Origin of the sequence: Agrobacterium tumefaciens (assembly GCF_005221325.1) — a bacterium.
GTDB lineage: Bacteria > Pseudomonadota > Alphaproteobacteria > Rhizobiales > Rhizobiaceae > Agrobacterium.
In genome coordinates this window covers 328,222-345,386 of the sequence record NZ_CP039889.1, presented here as the reverse complement: position 1 = coordinate 345,386, position 17,165 = coordinate 328,222, and the positions used below count along the sequence as shown (strand labels likewise).

18 protein-coding genes are annotated in these 17,165 nt (G+C 60.2%); 3 read left to right on the top strand and 15 right to left on the bottom strand.

The genetic code is table 11. The features are described from left to right. Positions 1-24: 24 nt before the first annotated feature. Positions 25-1,845 (bottom strand): ABC transporter ATP-binding protein, encoded by a 1,821-nt coding sequence (locus CFBP5499_RS16515; RefSeq protein WP_080829824.1) that lies wholly within the window; start codon positions 1,843-1,845, stop codon positions 25-27. 602 nt (positions 1,846-2,447) lie between these two features. On the opposite strand from CFBP5499_RS16515, the gene CFBP5499_RS16505 reads away from it, so the two are divergent. Then, on the top strand, positions 2,448-2,750 hold the full coding sequence (locus CFBP5499_RS16505) for a putative quinol monooxygenase (RefSeq protein ID WP_080830232.1): 303 nt from the start codon (positions 2,448-2,450) through the stop codon (positions 2,748-2,750). 63 nt (positions 2,751-2,813) lie between these two features. On the opposite strand, the gene CFBP5499_RS16500 is transcribed toward CFBP5499_RS16505, so the two are convergent. After that, entirely contained in the window at positions 2,814-4,715 is a 1,902-nt protein-coding gene (locus tag CFBP5499_RS16500) for a bifunctional sugar phosphate isomerase/epimerase/4-hydroxyphenylpyruvate dioxygenase family protein (RefSeq protein ID WP_137066475.1), read from the bottom strand. 123 nt (positions 4,716-4,838) lie between these two features. Between CFBP5499_RS16500 and CFBP5499_RS16495 the strand changes: the two genes are divergently transcribed. Next, positions 4,839-5,531, top strand: a complete 693-nt coding sequence (locus CFBP5499_RS16495) for a TetR/AcrR family transcriptional regulator (protein WP_080830233.1) — start codon at positions 4,839-4,841, stop codon at positions 5,529-5,531. Here the strand turns inward: CFBP5499_RS16495 and aroQ are convergent. From aroQ to pcaD, 12 genes are all read right to left on the bottom strand, one after another. Then, on the bottom strand, positions 5,506-5,949 hold the full coding sequence (aroQ, locus tag CFBP5499_RS16490; protein WP_080829826.1) for a type II 3-dehydroquinate dehydratase: 444 nt from the start codon (positions 5,947-5,949) through the stop codon (positions 5,506-5,508). The genes CFBP5499_RS16495 and aroQ overlap by 26 nt on opposite strands. After that, complete coding sequence (locus tag CFBP5499_RS16485) at positions 5,946-6,815, bottom strand: shikimate dehydrogenase (RefSeq protein WP_080829827.1); 870 nt, start codon at positions 6,813-6,815, stop codon at positions 5,946-5,948. Before CFBP5499_RS16485 ends, aroQ begins: the two co-directional genes overlap by 4 nt. A gap of 71 nt (positions 6,816-6,886) precedes the next feature. Beyond that, complete coding sequence (locus CFBP5499_RS16480; RefSeq protein ID WP_006316555.1) at positions 6,887-7,648, bottom strand: amino acid ABC transporter ATP-binding protein; 762 nt, start codon at positions 7,646-7,648, stop codon at positions 6,887-6,889. A 30-nt stretch (positions 7,649-7,678) separates the two neighbouring features. Next, a complete protein-coding gene (locus tag CFBP5499_RS16475; RefSeq protein ID WP_080829828.1) occupies positions 7,679-8,515 on the bottom strand; it encodes a transporter substrate-binding domain-containing protein in 837 nt (278 codons plus the stop codon). 34 nt (positions 8,516-8,549) lie between these two features. Further along, a complete protein-coding gene (locus tag CFBP5499_RS16470; protein WP_080829829.1) occupies positions 8,550-9,389 on the bottom strand; it encodes a transporter substrate-binding domain-containing protein in 840 nt (279 codons plus the stop codon). Positions 9,390-9,432: 43 nt separating this feature from the next. Continuing rightward, a complete protein-coding gene (locus CFBP5499_RS16465; RefSeq protein ID WP_080829830.1) occupies positions 9,433-10,083 on the bottom strand; it encodes an amino acid ABC transporter permease in 651 nt (216 codons plus the stop codon). Positions 10,084-10,093: 10 nt separating this feature from the next. Next, positions 10,094-10,762 carry an amino acid ABC transporter permease gene (locus CFBP5499_RS16460; RefSeq protein ID WP_006316551.1) on the bottom strand — a complete coding sequence of 223 codons (669 nt, stop codon included), beginning with the start codon at positions 10,760-10,762 and terminating at the stop codon, positions 10,094-10,096. Positions 10,763-11,133: 371 nt separating this feature from the next. Beyond that, a complete protein-coding gene (locus CFBP5499_RS16455; RefSeq protein WP_137066349.1) occupies positions 11,134-12,195 on the bottom strand; it encodes a 3-carboxy-cis,cis-muconate cycloisomerase in 1,062 nt (353 codons plus the stop codon). A 68-nt stretch (positions 12,196-12,263) separates the two neighbouring features. After that, positions 12,264-12,884, bottom strand: a complete 621-nt coding sequence (gene pcaG / locus CFBP5499_RS16450; protein ID WP_080829831.1) for a protocatechuate 3,4-dioxygenase subunit alpha — start codon at positions 12,882-12,884, stop codon at positions 12,264-12,266. Positions 12,885-12,886: 2 nt separating this feature from the next. Next, positions 12,887-13,627, bottom strand: coding sequence for a protocatechuate 3,4-dioxygenase subunit beta (gene pcaH / locus CFBP5499_RS16445; RefSeq protein ID WP_080812824.1), 741 nt, complete (start codon positions 13,625-13,627; stop codon positions 12,887-12,889). After that, the gene (gene pcaC / locus CFBP5499_RS16440; protein ID WP_080829832.1) at positions 13,624-14,058 is read right to left on the bottom strand and encodes a 4-carboxymuconolactone decarboxylase; all 435 of its coding nucleotides are present in this window, start codon (positions 14,056-14,058) and stop codon (positions 13,624-13,626) included. Before pcaC ends, pcaH begins: the two co-directional genes overlap by 4 nt. 3 nt (positions 14,059-14,061) lie before the next feature. Then, positions 14,062-14,859, bottom strand: coding sequence for a 3-oxoadipate enol-lactonase (pcaD, locus tag CFBP5499_RS16435; RefSeq protein WP_080829833.1), 798 nt, complete (start codon positions 14,857-14,859; stop codon positions 14,062-14,064). A gap of 94 nt (positions 14,860-14,953) precedes the next feature. Here pcaD and pcaQ point away from each other — a divergent pair, with 94 nt between their 5' ends. After that, positions 14,954-15,898 carry a pca operon transcription factor PcaQ gene (pcaQ, locus tag CFBP5499_RS16430; RefSeq protein ID WP_080829834.1) on the top strand — a complete coding sequence of 315 codons (945 nt, stop codon included), beginning with the start codon at positions 14,954-14,956 and terminating at the stop codon, positions 15,896-15,898. Here pcaQ and pobA read toward each other — a convergent pair. Further along, positions 15,892-17,064 (bottom strand): 4-hydroxybenzoate 3-monooxygenase, encoded by a 1,173-nt coding sequence (gene pobA / locus CFBP5499_RS16425; protein ID WP_080829835.1) that lies wholly within the window; start codon positions 17,062-17,064, stop codon positions 15,892-15,894. The two genes, pcaQ and pobA, sit on opposite strands and share 7 nt — an antisense overlap. Between the last annotated feature and the right edge of the window lie 101 nt (positions 17,065-17,165).

The following is a 17,165-nucleotide window of genomic DNA, read 5'->3' as shown; positions in this document are numbered from 1 at the left end:
GATGGTTGCAGTTCTGGTTGTTATTCAGGCGCTCTTCGCGATGAAGTGGCCCGGATTGATTTCCTCATGGGCGAGAATGGCCGGCTCGTCGCCGACACGGCGCACGGGATTGGGTATTTCGCCCTCGATCATGGCGATGCGGCGCTCGATGGTCGGATCGGCAACCGGCACGGCCGAAAGCAGACGGCGGGTATAATCATGCGTCGGCGTTTCGAACACCTGCCGGCGGCTGCCCATTTCCATGATCTGGCCAAGATAAAGCACGGCGACGCGGTGGCTCATCTTTTCCACGACAGCCATGTCATGGCTGATGAAGAGATAGGCGAGCCCGCGCTCGGCCTGCAAATCCATGAACAGATTGATGATCTGCGCCTGAATGGAGACATCGAGCGCCGAGAGCGCCTCATCGGCAATGATGAGCTTCGGATCGGAAGCGAGCGCACGGGCAATGCAGACACGCTGGCGCTGGCCGCCGGAAAACTCGTGCGGATAACGCGTGGCGTGTTCGGAGCTAAGGCCCACACGTTCCAGCAATTCATCCACGCGCCGGCGTACGGCCTTCTGATCATTGATCAAACCATGGGTGTTGATCGGCTCGGCAATCGAGAACCCAACCGTCTTGCGCGGATCGAGCGAGGCGAAGGGATCCTGGAAGATATATTGCACTTCCTGGCGCATGCGGAAGCGTTCCGCCGCTGACATCTGCGAATAGCTGCGGCCATTAAAGGCAATCTCGCCTGATACCGCCGATTGCAGCTGCTGGATGGTGCGGCCGATGGTGGATTTGCCGGAACCGGATTCACCCACCAGCGCCAGCGTCTCGCCGGCATGAATATCGAAGCTCACCTTCTGCACGGCGCTGCAACGGTGCGTCGCCTTGCCGAATAGGTTCTTGCGGATATCGAAACGCACGAACAGGTCCTTGACCGACAGCAGTGGCTTGTCGTCATATTTCGCGGTGTTTTGCACGCGCTCTTCACCGATGACCACCGGCTGGCCATCCTGTAGCACGGTGAGCGGCAGTCGCTTCGGGAACGCTTCGCCCTCCATGCTGCCAAGACGCGGAACGGCGGAAAGCAATGCGCGCGTATAGGGGTGCTGCGGGTTGGTGAAGATATCCTTGACCGGACCTTCCTCGACCTTCTTGCCCTTCCACATGACGACGACGTCATCGGCCATTTCCGCCACCACGCCCATATCATGGGTGATGAAGACCATGCCCATGCCGAGCTTCTTCTGCAGGTCGCGCATGATGTTGAGGATCTGCGCCTGAATGGTGACATCAAGCGCCGTCGTCGGCTCGTCCGCGATCAAAAGCTTCGGCCGGCAGGCGAGCGCCATGGCGATCATCACGCGCTGGCGCATGCCGCCGGACAGCTGGTGCGGATACCGTTTCAGAAGCTCGGCCGCATCGGGCAGGCGCACCATTTCGAGAAGTTCGCGGGCTTGCGCCATGGCAGCCGTCTTGCCGAGCTTCTCATGCAGAACAAGCACTTCGCAGATCTGGTCGCCGATGGTGAAGACGGGGTTGAGCGAGGTCATCGGCTCCTGGAAGATCATGGCGATCTCCTTGCCGCGGATCGATCGCATCTCTTTCTGCGAAGCCTTCAGCAAGTCCTTGCCTTCAAACAGGATTTTGCCGGTGGGGTAGGTCGCGCCCATCATATCCGCAAGACGCATGGTGGAGAGCGAGGTGACCGATTTTCCCGATCCCGATTCGCCGACGACCGCAACCGTGCGGCCGGGCTCGACGCGGAAGGAAATATCGTCCACGACGCGGCTGTCGCCAAACTCGACGCTCAGGCCTTCGACGGACAGGAGGGCGTTTGCGTTTGCGGCAGTCATATCATCGTCTCCGGCATGGCCTGCGCAGCAAGTCTGGCGCAGTCATCTGAAATGGAAAAGGGGAAAAGGTCGCAGGGAAGCATGCGCTGAGCAACGCCATGCGGAAAGAACAGGGATGTCACGCGGGGCTGCATATTTCAGGCCGCTTTGCCTGAGGAAGGCGCCTTGGCCGTCGCCCAGCAATATAAGGCCGGCGATGCCGTCGAAGCGCCGCTGGTGCCCTCACAGGCACCATCAGGATAATTTGCGTCGGCCGCAGATTCGACGATGCGCATGAAACTCTATTCCCCCACCCTTGTTTTGTCGAAAAAGCTAACAAAACAGAACAATCATGTCCAGAGTGTTGAACAATTTTTGTGTACTGCTCTACAAATGTGCAGGCGCATCGATTTTGAGCGTCAATTTGCACCGAAGGCCGCGAAAGATGCCTGTGTCGCGGAATTGCTGTCACTAAAAGCCGTTTTCCTCTGCGCAGGCAGGCGGATAAATTTATGGTGAGCTTGCAAAGCTGAGGGAGCGTGGCGATATCCACGTTCCATCCAATCGGGGTGAGCGCGGAGAGCGCTGCCCGCGGGGTGGATGAAGAGCGATGAGGAATGGAAATGTCAGGCATGAACAACGAGGCAGGCAGGGTCAGGCTGAGCGGTTTTCTGCGGTGCTTATCGGAAGATGATGTTGAACTGGTGCGGCACCATCTTCCAGAACATATTCGCCTGACGAGAGCGGAACCCGGTTGCATTTCTTTCGAGGTGTCTCAGACCGACGATCCGCTGATCTGGCGGGTGGAGGAGCTTTTTGCCGATCGTCCTGCCTTTGATTTTCATCAGCAGCGGACGCGGGCATCTGCCTGGTTCACAGCGACCTCCGCCATTCCACGGGATTATGAAATAACGACTTTGGCTTGAATGAAAACGGGCCGCAGCGGCATTTCTGCCGACTGCGGCCCGATCGGATTTTGGTGCCGGGACTTATTCCTTCGGCATGCCAACCGGCGGCGCAAGGCGTCGCTGGGCGGCGATGCGGAAGGGGGCGTTCATTGCGCCATAACCGCTGTAAGCCCCGCGCCGTTCGATGATTTCGAAGAAGAAACCTTCCCCGAAGGTGCGGCTGTAGATCTGGAAATATTCGCCATTGTCGTCGCGGTCATAAAGAATGCTCGCTTCCCGCAGCGCATCGGAAAATTCCGGTTCCAGGCCCAAGCGGGCTTCGAGATCATCGTAATAATTGCGTGAGATCGGGAGGGCGTGGAAGCCGCGCGCCTGCATCGCCCTGGCCGTTGCGAAAATGTCGTCGGTGGCGAAGGCGATGTGCTGGATGCTGGTGCCGAAACCTTCAGCCAGAAATTTGCCGGCGAAGGTCTTGCGGTTGTCCGCGCCATTCATGGTCAGGCGGAAATGCGGCGAGGGCACGCTTTCAATCGCCTGGCTGCGCACCAGCCCGCCCGGATCGACCACATCGACCATCGGGGTACGCCGGGAGGAAAACAGCGAGGTGTAGAACAGAAGCCAGGTCAGCATTTCATCATAATGCGTTGTTTGCGCGAGATGATCGATGCGCGTCAGGCCGGCATCGCTCACCGCCTTCTGCCCCTGCGTCGGCACAAATTCCTTGTCCCAGATGGAGGCGAGCGCCGGCGAAGCATCGAGGAAATAGATGACGCCATTGCCCACGCCCTGAATGGCGGGAACGGCGACTTCGCCTGTCTTGCGCGGTTCCGCGAAGGTCGGTGCGCCGAGCACTTCGGCCCGCGCCAGCGCTGCCTTGGCATCGTCGACCTTCAGTCCGAAGGCATAGGCATTGGTGCCGTGGATAGAATAGGAGGCACCGGCGAAGCTGTCGCCGTCATCGCCGGTATTGATGACGATGCGGATATCGCCCTGGGTATAAAGATCGACCGTGCGGTTGCGGTGTTGCGCCGCTTTTTCAAAACCGAGCGTGGCGAGCAGCGCTTCCAGATTGGCCTTTTCCTCCGGCGCCGTGGTGAATTCGACGAATTCCACGCCCTGCGTCTCTACCCGTTCCGGCATGGCAGGCACATCGATGCGGATATCGGGTTCGAGACGCCGCACCTGGTCCATGAGGTTGATCAGCGAGCGGTGGCCATCTTCGGCAAGCAGCCGGGCCGAGCCGCCGCGGAACTGGTCGTTGAAGATTTCCAGCGACAGCGGGCCGCTATAACCGGTCGCGGCCACCGCGCGCATGAAATCCACGACAGGCAGATCGCCTTCACCCGGCATGTTGCGGAAATGGCGGCTCCAGTAGAGCAGGTCCATGTCGATCAGCGGCGCATCGGCCAGCTGCACGATGAAGATCTTGTCGCCGGGGATGGAGCGGATCGAATTGGGATCGATCTTGCGTGACAGCGTGTGGAAACTATCAAGGATGATGCCGACATTGGCGTGATCGGCGCGGCGTACCACCTCCCAGGCATCGCGGTGATCGCTGATGTGGCGGCCCCAGGCCAGCGCCTCGTAACCGACACGCACACCATGTTTTGCGGCCAGTTCGCCCAGTTGGTGGAAATCGGCCGCGGCGCGGTCGATGCCGCCGAGCGAGACCGGCGAGACATTCGAGCAGATCAGCATCAGATCGGTGCCGAGTTCGCCCATGATATCGAATTTCCGCTCAGCCCTCTCGAAAGCACGGGCGCGGTGCGGCTCCGGCATGCCCTCGAAATCGCGGAACGGCTGGAAAAGGGTAATGTCAAGCCCGTGATCGGCTGCCAGCGCCTTCACCTCGCGCGGGGAGGCGTCATAGGTCAGGAAATCATTCTCGAAAATCTCTACGCCGGAAAAGCCGGCCTTGGCGATGGCCGCCAGTTTTTCGGGGAACTCGCCGCTGATGGACACGGTTGCGATGGATGTGCGCATTGGCATGCCGTGTCTTCCTGTGTCATAGCTCGCCATATTGCCTTCCTTTTCAGCCTTATGTACTAATTGGTTAATAAGCAGGGCGTGACCTTAAGGCCGCCCGCCGCATCGATGGAATGGATGATGACCAAAAGCGCGACTTCGAACCCAACCCGAGAAACCCGGCAGGCGAAGCGCGATCCGGAAGGGGTTCGCCGCGACATTCTTTCCGTCGCCATGGAGGAGTTTTCGCAGAACGGCCTCTCCGGCGCGCGCATCGATGAGATCGCGGCGCGCACGCGCACGTCCAAGCGCATGATCTATTATTATTTCGGCGACAAGGAAGGCCTCTACAAACGCGTCCTGGAGGCGGCCTATGCGCAGGTGCGCGGCGGCGAAGGCAACCTTGAGCTGGATGATCTGGAGCCTATTGCCGCACTCGAGAAGCTCTGTCGGTTTACCTTCGAGCATCATCGCCGCAACCCCGCGTTCGTCCGGATGGTCATGACGGAAAACATTCACCACGGCAGGCACATCAGGGTTTCGGAAGCGATCCGCAACGTCAACCGACCGGCCATCGAAATCATGCGTCGAATATTGAAGCGCGGGCAGGATACTGGCCTGTTCCGGCCCGGATTGGACGCTCTTGAACTGCATTGGCAGATCAGCGCATTGTCGTTTTACAACGTCTCGAACACCGAAACCTTTTCGTTCAATTTTGGCGATACGCTTTTCAGTGAGGCCGGCCAGGAAGCGCTGTCCGCGCATGTGGCGGAGATGTTGCTGCGCTATGTGCTGAAGCCCGAGCATATTACGCGGATCGGGAAAGACGGTTGATAAGGTGGCGTAGCGCCACCCCGTAACCTTCGATGCCGAGACCGGCGATCACGCCTTCGGCACGGGTCGAGACATAGGAATGGTGCCGGAAGACCTCGCGTTTATGGATGTTGGAAATATGAACTTCGATGACCGGCGCCTCGAAAGCGTTCAGCGCATCGAGGATCGCCACTGACGTGTGGGTAAAGGCGCCGGGATTGATGACAATGCCTGCGGACTTGCCGCGGGCTTCGTGGATCCAGTCGATCAGCTCATATTCCCGGTTGCTCTGGGCAAAAAATAGAGCGTGGCCGGTGGCTTCGGCGATTCCACGGCAATCGGCCTCGACATCGGCGAGTGTCTCGTAGCCGTAGATTTCCGGCTGGCGCTGGCCGAGCAGGTTGAGGTTCGGGCCGTTCAGGATCGTGAAAAGGCTCATGCCACACCCTCCGCCATGCAAAGTTCGGTGAAATGCGCTGTCATGCGCTTCGCATCCGGCTCGTGGCCGCAGAAGAGGCGAAATGCGCCGACGGCCTGGAACACGGTCATGCCGCCGCCGGGCAGGGTGCGGCACCCCTTGCTGGCCGCGGTCGCCAGAAGCTCGGTCACCAGCGGCATATAGACGATATCGGCGACCCAGTGCTTTTGTTGGATCAGCTCGGCCGCAACCGGCATGCCGGGATGGGCCGGCATGCCCATCGGCGTGGCATGGATGAGACCATCGGCAAAGGGCAGCGAGTCGGCCGGGTCTTTGACCGCGAAGGCACGGCCTTCGCCAAAACGGGCATTGAGCTCGTCGGCCAAACGGTCTGCTCGTGGAAAATCCCGGTCGACAATATCGAGCCTGATAATATCGAGCTTCAATGCGGCATGGGCCACCGCAACGCCGGCCCCACCCGCGCCGACCAGAAGTGCCCGGTCGCGCTTCGCATCCGGCAGGCCGCGCACAAAGCTTTCGTAAAAACCGTACCAGTCGGTATTGTGGCCGATGCGGCGTCCGTCCCGGAAGACGACGGTGTTGACCGCGCCCAGCATGCGGGCATCGTCGGAGAGTTCATGCAGATGCGGAATAACGGCCTGCTTGAAGGGATGGGTGATGTTCGTCCCGGCAAAACCGCGCGCCTCCAGCTCGTCGAGAAGAGCGGGAAGAGCACTCTGCGGCAGTTTGCGGACGGTGACATCCACAAGCTCATAGGAATAATCGAGGCCGTGGGCCGCACCTTCGCGCATATGCAGCGCGGGCGATTTGGAAAGCTGGATATCGGCGCCTATCAGGCCGACCTTGAAGGATGTTTTTTCTGTCATGATCAGGTGTCGCTCATCGGACGGTGTGGGAGAGGCGGGACAATCCCGCCCGCCTTAAGAGCGCGCGAACCTCAGTGGTGGGCGAGAATTTCGCCGAGGAACGTGCGCGTACGCTGGTGCTTGGGATCGCGGAAGAATTCTTCCGGCGGGCCTTCCTCGATGATCTCGCCTTCCGACATGAAGACCACGCGGTCGGCCACCTGCCGGGCGAAACCCATTTCATGGGTCACGCAGATCATCGTCATGCCGTCACGGGCAAGGCCGATCATGGTGTCGAGCACTTCTTTCACCATTTCCGGGTCGAGCGCCGAGGTTGGCTCGTCGAACAGCATGGCCTTCGGTTCCATGCAGAGCGCCCGGGCGATGGCTGCACGTTGCTGCTGCCCGCCGGAAAGCTGTGCCGGATATTTGTCGGCCTGGTTAAGGATACGCACGCGCTCGAGATATTTGCGCGCCGTCGCCTCGGCATCGGCCTTGGAAAGACCCTTCACCCGCATGGGGGCAAGGGTACAGTTTTCCATGATGGTCTTGTGCGGGAAGAGATTGAAGCTCTGGAACACCATGCCCACTTCGCGGCGAACCGCATCGATGGCGCGGCTGGAATCCGACAGCGTGGTGCCCTCGACGGTGATCTTGCCCTCCTGGATTTCCTCCAGATGATTGATGCAGCGGATAAGGGTGGATTTGCCCGAACCCGACGGGCCGCAAAGAACGATCTTCTCGCCCTTGCGAACCGTCATGTTGACGCCTTTCAGCGCATGGAAGGCTCCATACCACTTTCCAACCCCTTCAAGGGCGATCAGCGGAGCCTGTGCGGCGGAGGATTGCGACATGGAACTTTCCTTCATGCTTTGCAGCAGCGTTTAGTTGATGGTGTAGGGAATGTCGGGAAGCGAGGCCGGGAAGTCCGGAACCGGGCGCTTCATCCATTTGGCATAGACTTTTGCGAGATCGCCATTGGCCTTGGCCTTGTCGAGCCAGGCGTTGAGCGCTTCGTTCCAGTCCTTTTCACCGGGGCGCGTGGCGGCGCTGTTGTAGAGGGTCACGAGGTCGAACTTCACCTCGTAATCCTTGCCGCCGGCCGCCGCGAGACGGTCGCCATAAAACTGGTTGCCGCCGATCGCCTCGATCTGGCCCGACAGGATCGCCTGGATGGTGGCGGCGTCGTCATCGAAGCGCAGAATATTGGCCTTGGTGCCGGCACCTGCGGTCAACGCCGTATCCATCGGACTGGATTTCGGCGCGCCGACGGTCATTCCCGTGAGATCGTCGAAATTGGCGATCTTCCTGTCTTTCGTGGCATAGACCGACATGACGTTATGCGCGTAAGGCTGCGCATATTGTACATTCTTCGCACGTTCCGGCGTCATCCCCATCGACGCGAACAGGGCATCGACCTTACCGGTGCGGAGCGAAGGAATGCGGTTGGCTACGGCAAGCGGCACGAATTCCACTTTCAGTCCAAGATACTCCGCAAAACCCCTGGCCAGATCGGCATCGTAGCCTTCCTGCACGCCGGATGAATTGATGAAGCCCCAGGGCGCATTGTCGCCCTGAATGCCGATCACGATCTTGCCGCTGGCTTTTGCTTCTTCCAGCGTTCGTGCATTTGTCCCTGCAGGCGTCAGGATCGGCAGCAATGCTGCCAATCCGACTGCGAGGGCCGTGCGCCAACGTGTCTTTGTCTCAAAGATTCCCATTGGTTGCTCCTCCCAATATACCTGTCCCGGTGTTTCACTTCACGGTGAAAGGAATATCCGGCAGGCTTTCAGGGAAGGCCGGAATGTCACGCTTCATCCACTTGTCGTAGATCTTGGCGAGCTGGCCATCCGACTTGATCTTGTCGAGGAAGGCATTGATGGTCTCGTTCCAGTCCTTTTCGCCTGGACGTGTGCCGGCGCCGTTATACATCGTCGTCAGATCGAACTTCGATTCGTATTTGCCCTCGGCGGCCTTGTTCAGCCGGTCGCCGTAAAACATGTTGCCGCCGACCGCTTCGACCTGGCCGGAAATCAGCGCCTGAATATTAGCGGCGTCATCATCGAAGCGCAGAATATTGGCCTTGGAACCCGCGCCGGCGGTGATGGCCGTATCCATGGCGCTCGATTTCGGCACGCCGACGTTGAGGCTGGTCAGATCGTCAAAGCCGGCGATCTTTTTGTCCTTCGGGCCGTAGACGGAAAACACGTTGCCGACGTAGGGCTTGGAATATTGAATGCTCTTGGCGCGTTCGGCGGTCATGGCCATGGTGGCGAAAAGCACGTCGACCTTGCCGGTCAAAAGTGCCGGGATGCGGTTGGCCACGGCGAGCGGCACGAATTCCACCTTCACACCGAGATACTCGGCAAAGGCCTTGCCGATATCTGCATCGAGACCATCCTGCACGCCGGTGGAATTGACGAAGCCCCAGGGCGAGTTATCGCCCTGAATGCCGATGACGACCTTGCCCTTGGCCTTGGCCTCTTCCACCGTGCCGGCGAAAGCATCGACCGGTGCGACGAAAGGCAGGGCAACCGTTACCGCGGCGAGCGCGAGCAGGGCGCGGCGTGAGAATTTCATATTGGTAGTTTTCATCTTTTGCTCCTCCTTACAAAGCTGATGAGATGATTTTTGATGATTAGCGGGACGCGGCCTGCAGCCGCTTTTCAACGCCGGCGCCCCACAAGGAAAGCGGCCAGCAGATCAGGAAATAGATGATGCCGACGATGGCGAAGACGGTGAGCGGACGGAACGTCTGGTTGGAGACGATCTGGCCGGCGCGCGACAGCTCGACGAAGCCGACGATTGCCGCAAGCGAGGTGCCCTTGATGAGCTGCACGAGGAAACCGATGGTGGCCGGCAGCGAAATCTTGAAGGCCTGCGGCAGAACTACGTCCTTCATGCGCGACACGTAGTGCAGGCCGAGCGCATTGGCGGCTTCCGTCTGGCCCTTCGGTACCGCCTGGATGCCGCCGCGCCAGATTTCACCGAGAAAGGCGCTGGCATGCAGGGTAAAGGCGATGGCGACCGCGATCCAGGCATCGACATTGAGGCCCGCAAGCGCCACGCCGTAATAAACCACGAAAAGCTGCATCAGGAGCGGCGTGCCCTGGAAAACGGCGATGAAAGCCGTGCTGGCACGCTGGATTGCCGGGCTGTCCGCGACGCGGGCAAGCGCCACGCAAAGGCCGAAGACACCGCCGCCGATGAAGCCGATCAAGGTCAGCGCAAGGGTCCATTTCAGGCCTTGCATCAGGAAGAAGAGTTCGTTGGGACCGATGGATGCCATTGTCTTCTCCTCACTTGACCGGATAGCTGAAGGATGCGCGCGAGATGAGCGCGAAAATGCCCATCATCAGCGAGGAAATGACCAGATAAAGCAGCGTGATCGAGAAATAGACCTCGAAGGAACGGAACGTATCCGCCTCGATCTTCTGCGCCACCGAGGTCAGCTCGTAAGCCGCGATCGACGTACAGACCGAGGTGGTCAGCGTCAGCATGATGAACTGGCTGGTGAGCGAGGGATAAACCGCCCGCAGCGCCGGCTTTAAGATGATGTGGCGGAAAATCTGCGCGCGGTGCAGGCCGAGTGCCAGCCCCGCTTCCACCTGGCCCTTGGGAATGGAATCAACCCCGCCGCGAATGATTTCAATCGCATAGGCGCCACCGTTGAGAGCGAGCGCGATGATGGCGGTGACCGTCGGGTTGAGCTTGATGCCGATCTGCGGCAGGGCGAAGAAGATGAAGAATATCTGCACCAGAAACGGCGTGTTGCGGATGGCTTCCACAAAACCGATGACGAGCCCGCGCAGCAGCTTGAAGCGCGAACGGCGGGCAACGACGCCGAGAACGCCGATGACTGTCGCGAGCGACATGCCGGCAATCGCCAGGCCGATTGTCGCAAGACAGGCCAAAAGCAGCTCGGGCAGGCGCTCGATGACCGCCGAAAAATCGAGACTGTAAGACATTCTTCCTCCCAACCCGTTCGGGTCCGGACAGGCGTTTTTGCCTTGTCCGCATCGCTCTGGAGCCTTGCGGCGTCAGAGCCCTCCATTTTTATTTGCTCCTGCCGTCGGAGGCCTTAGGTCCTCGTCACCGGCATGGTGTTAATCCTAATGTTTGTACCAGTTAGTTCATTTTTGTGTCAAGTATTTTGTCCGGTTAAAAAGCAGCTTTTGTGCTGTTTTTTCATTTCTTTTATTTTCAATTAAATGGTTTATTATCAATGGCTAAGGAGCAAAACCACAAGCGCTTTCCACGCGCGGTCAACTCGCCTCCGGCATGCTTTCTGGCAGTGCCGGAATCCCCTTTTCGTGCTCAAAACAAACCCGCCCTGCGGCTAGTTTTCGTCTGTGCCGAGCCTGTCTATCTGCGCTGCCAGTCGTTCGGCGATCAGCAACGAGGCACCCGTTGCCGTCACCATTTGCGGAAGCGACAGCCATTCCAGCATCCAGCCCGCGCCGGATCGTTCCTGCTCATGCACGAGCGACTGGTGCAGCGCGGAGATTTGCACCGCATTAAAGCGGGCGAGCGCCACCAGCGTTTCGGCATTGACCGGATTTTGCTTGTGCGGCATGGCCGAAGAACCGCCGCCGCCGGACAGGCGGATTTCCGTACCGAGTTCGGCCATCAGGGCGATATCCTGCCCGAACTTGCCGAGCGCTCCGGTGACGAGCGAGAGAATATTGCTGAATTCGGCGATACCGTCGCGCTGGCTCTGCCATTGCGGCCTGTCGGCAAGGCCGAGCCGCCTGGCGAGATCGGCGCGTACGGTTCCGGCCTTGTCGCCGAACTTTTCCAGCGTGCCGGCAGCGCCGCCAAATTGCAGGGCAAAACCGCTCTGCGCGAAGGTTTCGAGCCTGAGCAGGTGGCGCTCAAGCGGCGCGATCCAGCTTGCCGCGCGGTCGTCCACCGTGATGCCGATGGCGGCCTGCATGCGGGTATAACCGGTAAGCGCGTTATGGCCGTCGCGGGAGGCGAGGTCGCCCAGCGTGTCGATGAGACGGCCAAGCCGGACGGCGATGATTTCGGCTGCAGCCTTCAGCCGGAGCATCAGGCCGGTATCGATGACATCCTGGCTGGTTGCGCCGAAATGCACCTTTTCCGCCGCCTTGCCGGCGACGGTTGCCCGCATCTGCCGCACGAGTTCAGGCACCACCACGCCGTCTTTCGCGACGCCATGACGAAGGGCGGTCATATCGGCGGCAAACTCCGAAAGCCCCGAGACGATTGCCTTCGCCACATCCTCGGAGATGATGCCTGTCCCGGCTTGCGCCTGCGCCAGAGCCGTCTCGAAACGGACCATGGCGTCGATATCCGCCCTTGCCGAAAACAGCTCGACGATCTCACTATCGCCGAAAAGGCCTGACAGGAACGGATGCTCGAAGGGGGAAAGGCTCATTGTCCGTCTCGCTTTCTTTTGCGCATATCGTCGTCGCAAAACCGCTGCACACTTTTGCGCGATATGCGTCAGATATCGAAAAACACGGTTTCGCCTTCGCCCTGAAGGCGGATATCGAAACGATAGACGTTGCCTTCCTCCTTTTTGGCGACAAGCGTGGGGATGCGGCTTTTCTGCTCGATGCGGGCAAGAACCGGGTCGGCCGCATTGGCCTCCTGTTCCTCCGGGAAATACATGCGGGTCTGCAGGCCGATATTGATGCCGCGGGCAACGATCCAGAAGGTGATGTGCGGCGCCATCGGCCGGCCATCGCGGAACGGCACCGTGCCGGGCTTGATGGTCTCGAAGACGAATTCGCCGGTGTCCATGTCACCCGGCGAGCGGCCCCAGCCGATGAAGTTCGGGTCGGCCTTGCCGCGGGTTTCGCTGGGGCTGTTGTAATAACCGTCGGTATCCGCCTGCCAGATTTCGATCAGCGCGTCCTTCAGCGCCATTCCTGCGCCGTCATAGACCGTGCCGCGCACACTGATGCGCTCACCGCGCGCCTTGTCGTTATAAAGCGGACCGGAACCCAGATCCTTTTCGAAGACGCCTTCGATGCCGACGAAATTCGGCGTGCAGCCGATATGCACATAGGGGCCTGCCGTCTGCGAGGCGGTTTCCTTGAAATAGTTGAGCGGCTGAACCATGCTCAGTTGCCCTCCATGCGGTTTTCGAAAAGGGTCGAGCGGCGGCCGCGCAGAACGATATCGAACTTATAGGCCAGCATATCCATCGGCAGTGTCGCATTCATGTCCAGCGGCGCGATCAGCCTTTTGATCGCATCCTCGTCCGGAATGGTCTTTACGATCGGACATTTCCAGATCAGCGGATCGCCCTCGAAATACATCTGAGTGATCAGCCGCTGCGCAAAGCCATGGCCGAAGACCGAGAAATGGATATGAGCCGGCCGCCAGTCATTGACGCCGTTCGGCCAAGGATAAGCGCCGGGCTGGATGGTCTTGAACCAGTAATAGCCGTTCTCATCCGTGATCGTCCGGCCGACGCCGCCGAAATTCGGATCGATGGCGGCGAGATAACTTTCCTTCTTGTGGCGGTAACGACCGCCGGCATTGGCCTGCCAGAATTCCACCAGCGCGCCATCCACGCCGCGGCCGCGCTCGTCCAGCACCCGGCCATGTACCAGAAGGCGCGGGCCGATGGGCATTTCGCCGGGGCGGGCATAGTTGAGGATGAGATCGTTATCCAGCGGGTTCAGCATGCCATGGCCGAAGACGGGGCCGGTAATCTCGCTTTTGGTGCCCTCAAGCGAAATCAGAGCGCGCTGCGGCGAGCGCAGGATCGAGGTCTTGTAGCCGGGCGCATAGGCGAGTGGATGAATATCACGGTTGCGCGCGAAGAAAGGCCCGGTTTCAGGCGGCTGATTGCTCATTTCGTCTCCTCCCCATCGCCAGAATTATCAGGAGAACTATCGGCCTTCATGCTAGCCAGGGCAAGCTTGGCAATCTTGAAAGCATGGTTGGCGGCGGGAACGCCCGCATAGATCGCGACATGCAGCAGCGCCTCGCGAATATCCGCCTCCGTGGCGCCGGTATTGACGGTGGCGCGCACATGCATGGCCAGTTCCTCATCCTGCCCCAGTGCTGCCAGCAGGGCGATGGTGACGATCGAGCGTTCGCGCTTCGTGAAGTGGTTGCCGGACCAGACCGTGCCCCATGCACCCTCGGTGATGAGTTGCTGGAAAGGCTGGTCGAAGCCGGTCGTCAGGGTCTGTGCGCGGTCGACATGGGCGTCGCCCAGCACCGCGCGGCGGGTTTTCATGCCCTGTTCGAAACGTTCGTTGTTGTCGATATGGTCCGCCATCGGTCAATGCTCCGGCAAGGTCTTCAGAAAAATGGAAGCCGCCCGCGCGTAGGCGAGCGGTTGTTCAAGGCAGGGAATGTGGCCGCAGCCGGCGATGGTGACGAAGCGGCTCGCGGGGATGAGGCCCGCCAGCGCCTGCACCAGCTCCGGCGGGGTGGAACCGTCCTGATCACCCGCAATACAGAGCGTCGGCGCGGCGATGCGCCCGGCCGCTTCGGTAAAATCCGCATCGCGAATGGCGGCGCAGGTGCCACTGTAGCCGGCCTCCGGCTGTTGCGAGAGCATGTTGCGGGCACCGGCATAGGCGGCGTTCTCAGGCTCGCGGAAGGCGGGCGTGAACCATCGCTCCATGACAGGATCGACCAGCGAGGCGAGGCCATCGGCGGCGATCTTGTCGATACGGGCATTCCACATCTCAGTCGTGCCGATCTTGTGGGCGGTATTGCTGAGCACCAGTGCACGGACGAGATCGGGCCGGTGCGCATAAAGCCCCTGCGCAATGAGGCCACCGACCGACAATCCCCAGATGACGGCGTTTTTCACGCCGAGATGATCGAGAAGCGCAATCAGGTCGCCGGCGTGATCGTCTATCGAATAGGGAGTGCGCCCGACATCGGAAAGCCCATGGCCGCGCTTGTCGTGCAGCACATAGGCATAGTCATCGCCGAGCGCTTCGATCACCGTATCCCAGATGCGGAAATCGGTGCCGAGCGAATTGATGAAGGCGATGACAGGCTTACCGCTGTCCAATCCCTTGACGCGATAATGGATCACAGTCTCGCCGCAGCGCAGAAAATGCATGGCATGCTCCTCCTGCTAAGAATATTGCAAGCCGGTTCCGGTTAAGTAAAATGACATTATCGATGAAAATCATAACCACTGGATTATATGAGCTATGGTCGACCAGCGTATCAAGTTTCGCCACCTGCAGACTTTCGTGGAGGTGGCCCGGCAGAAAAGCGTCATCCGCGCCGCCGAAATCCTGCATGTCAGCCAGCCGGCGGTGACGAAGACCATTCGCGAACTGGAAGAGATTCTCGGCGTCTCGCTTTTCGACCGGGAAGGGCGCGGCATTCGCATCAGCCGCTACGGGGAGGTCTTCCTGCGCCATGCCGGTGCGACGATGACGGCGCTGCGGCAGGCGGTCGATTCGGTATCGCAGGAGGCGGCCCGCGCCGGCCCGCCGGTGCGAGTTGGCGCTCTGCCGACCGTGTCCGTCCGCATCATGCCAAAAGCGATGGCCGGTTTTCTCGCGGAAAAGACCGGTAGCCCGGTGAAGATCGTGACGGGTGAAAACGCCGTTCTGCTGGAGCAGCTGCGGGTCGGCGATCTCGATCTCGTCGTTGGGCGTCTCGCCGCGCCGCAGAAAATGGCGGGCTTTTCCTTCGAGCATCTTTATTCGGAAAAGGTGCGCTTCGTGGTGCGCGCCGGTCATCCGCTTTTATCGCCTGGCCTCTCGGTGTTCGATCACCTGCATGAATATCCGGTGCTGATGCCGACGCGGCAATCCGTCATCGGCCCCGTCGTCGAGCAGTTTTTGATCGCCAACGGCGTTCCAGCGCTGCCGATCCGCATCGAAACCGTATCGGACGCCTTCGGCCGCGCCTTCCTGCGCACCAGCGATGCTATCTGGATCATCTCGGAGGGCGTGGTGGCGGCGGATGTGGCTGACGGCATTTTGGCTATCCTGCCAGTCGAGACCGGCGATACCAGCGGCCCGGTGGGGCTGACGGTCCGGGCCGATACGCAGCCCTCGCTGCCGATGTCGCTGCTGATGCAGGCCATCCGCGAGGCGGCGGGCGAGTTGCTGGATGGGAAGACGGAGGCCACCCCTCAGTAAGGAAGCCCGACATAGTTCTCCGCAAGCGCGGTGGAGGCGGCGCGGGAGTGAACGAGATAATCCAGTTCCGCCTCCTGGATGCGCTGGCCGAAATCCTCCGTATCGGGAAAACGGTGCATCATCGTCGTCATCCACCAGGAGAAACGCACAGCCTTCCAGATGCGCGACAGCGCCTTCTGCGAATAGACATCAATGCCGGCTTCAGACCTGTCGCGATAAAACTCGATCAGCGCCTCGCTCAGATAATGCACATCGCTGGCGGCGAGGTTCAGGCCTTTGGCGCCGGTGGGCGGCACGATATGGGCCGCGTCTCCCGCCAGAAACAGTCGCCCGAACCGCATCGGCTCGCTGACGAAGGACCGGAGCGGCGCGATGGATTTTTCAAAGGATGGGCCAGTGACCATGGCATCCGCATGGTTTTCCGGCAGGCGGCGGCGGATTTCATCCCAGAAGCGCTCGTCGCTCCAGTCTTCCAGCCGGTCATCCAGCGAACATTGAATGTAATACCGGCTGCGCGTATGCGAGCGCATGGAACAGAGGGCAAAACCGCGCGGGTGGTTGGCGTAGATCAGTTCGTGGTTGACCGGCGGCACATCGGCGAGAATGCCGAGCCAGCCGAAGGGATACACCTTCTCGAATTCCTTGATCGCACCTTCAGGCACGGACTTGCGGCTCACCCCGTGGAAGCCGTCGCAGCCGGCGATGAAGTCGCAATCGATCCGGTGGCTTACGCCGTCTTTCTGATAGGTTACATAGGGGCTTGCGCCATCGAAATCATGCGGCTCGACATTGGCGGCGTCGTAGATGGTGACGAGGCCCGCCGCCTCGCGCACATCCATCAGATCATGGGTCACCTCGGTCTGGCCATAGACCATCACGCGTTTGCCGCCCGTCAGATCGAACAGATCGATGCGGTGGTCGCGGCCGTCGAAGGTCAGCGAAAAACCGTCATGCGGCAGGCCTTCCCGGTGCAGGCGCTTATCCGCGCCAACCTTTTCCATCAGCTGCACGGTGCCTTCTTCCAGCACGCCGGCGCGGACGCGGCCGAGGATATAATCCTTGCTGACCCGGTCGAGAATAACGGTCTCGACGCCTGCTCCTGCCAGAAGCTGGCCAAGCAGCAGTCCCGATGGGCCGGAGCCGATGATGACGACCTGTGTGCGCATTCTTTCCTCCCGAACTGGTCTCCCATCGAGAAATTGACCATGGCGGCCCACAAGCTCAATGGACTTTCCGGTCCGTAAATTGCACAATCCGACCATTATAC

Bases quoted from the DNA above. Each gene is read 5' to 3' on its own strand.
- CFBP5499_RS16515 (WP_080829824.1), bottom strand. From the start codon at position 1,845: ATGACTGCCGCAAACGCAAACGCCCTCCTGTCCGTCGAAGGCCTGAGC.
- CFBP5499_RS16505 (WP_080830232.1), top strand. From the start codon at position 2,448: ATGTCAGGCATGAACAACGAGGCAGGCAGGGTCAGGCTGAGCGGTTTT.
- CFBP5499_RS16500 (WP_137066475.1), bottom strand. From the start codon at position 4,715: ATGCGCACATCCATCGCAACCGTGTCCATCAGCGGCGAGTTCCCCGAA.
- CFBP5499_RS16495 (WP_080830233.1), top strand. From the start codon at position 4,839: ATGACCAAAAGCGCGACTTCGAACCCAACCCGAGAAACCCGGCAGGCG.
- aroQ (WP_080829826.1), bottom strand. From the start codon at position 5,949: ATGAGCCTTTTCACGATCCTGAACGGCCCGAACCTCAACCTGCTCGGC.
- CFBP5499_RS16485 (WP_080829827.1), bottom strand. From the start codon at position 6,815: ATGACAGAAAAAACATCCTTCAAGGTCGGCCTGATAGGCGCCGATATC.
- CFBP5499_RS16480 (WP_006316555.1), bottom strand. From the start codon at position 7,648: ATGTCGCAATCCTCCGCCGCACAGGCTCCGCTGATCGCCCTTGAAGGG.
- CFBP5499_RS16475 (WP_080829828.1), bottom strand. From the start codon at position 8,515: ATGGGAATCTTTGAGACAAAGACACGTTGGCGCACGGCCCTCGCAGTC.
- CFBP5499_RS16470 (WP_080829829.1), bottom strand. From the start codon at position 9,389: ATGAAAACTACCAATATGAAATTCTCACGCCGCGCCCTGCTCGCGCTC.
- CFBP5499_RS16465 (WP_080829830.1), bottom strand. From the start codon at position 10,083: ATGGCATCCATCGGTCCCAACGAACTCTTCTTCCTGATGCAAGGCCTG.
- CFBP5499_RS16460 (WP_006316551.1), bottom strand. From the start codon at position 10,762: ATGTCTTACAGTCTCGATTTTTCGGCGGTCATCGAGCGCCTGCCCGAG.
- CFBP5499_RS16455 (WP_137066349.1), bottom strand. From the start codon at position 12,195: ATGAGCCTTTCCCCCTTCGAGCATCCGTTCCTGTCAGGCCTTTTCGGC.
- pcaG (WP_080829831.1), bottom strand. From the start codon at position 12,884: ATGGTTCAGCCGCTCAACTATTTCAAGGAAACCGCCTCGCAGACGGCA.
- pcaH (WP_080812824.1), bottom strand. From the start codon at position 13,627: ATGAGCAATCAGCCGCCTGAAACCGGGCCTTTCTTCGCGCGCAACCGT.
- pcaC (WP_080829832.1), bottom strand. From the start codon at position 14,058: ATGGCGGACCATATCGACAACAACGAACGTTTCGAACAGGGCATGAAA.
- pcaD (WP_080829833.1), bottom strand. From the start codon at position 14,859: ATGCATTTTCTGCGCTGCGGCGAGACTGTGATCCATTATCGCGTCAAG.
- pcaQ (WP_080829834.1), top strand. From the start codon at position 14,954: ATGGTCGACCAGCGTATCAAGTTTCGCCACCTGCAGACTTTCGTGGAG.
- pobA (WP_080829835.1), bottom strand. From the start codon at position 17,064: ATGCGCACACAGGTCGTCATCATCGGCTCCGGCCCATCGGGACTGCTG.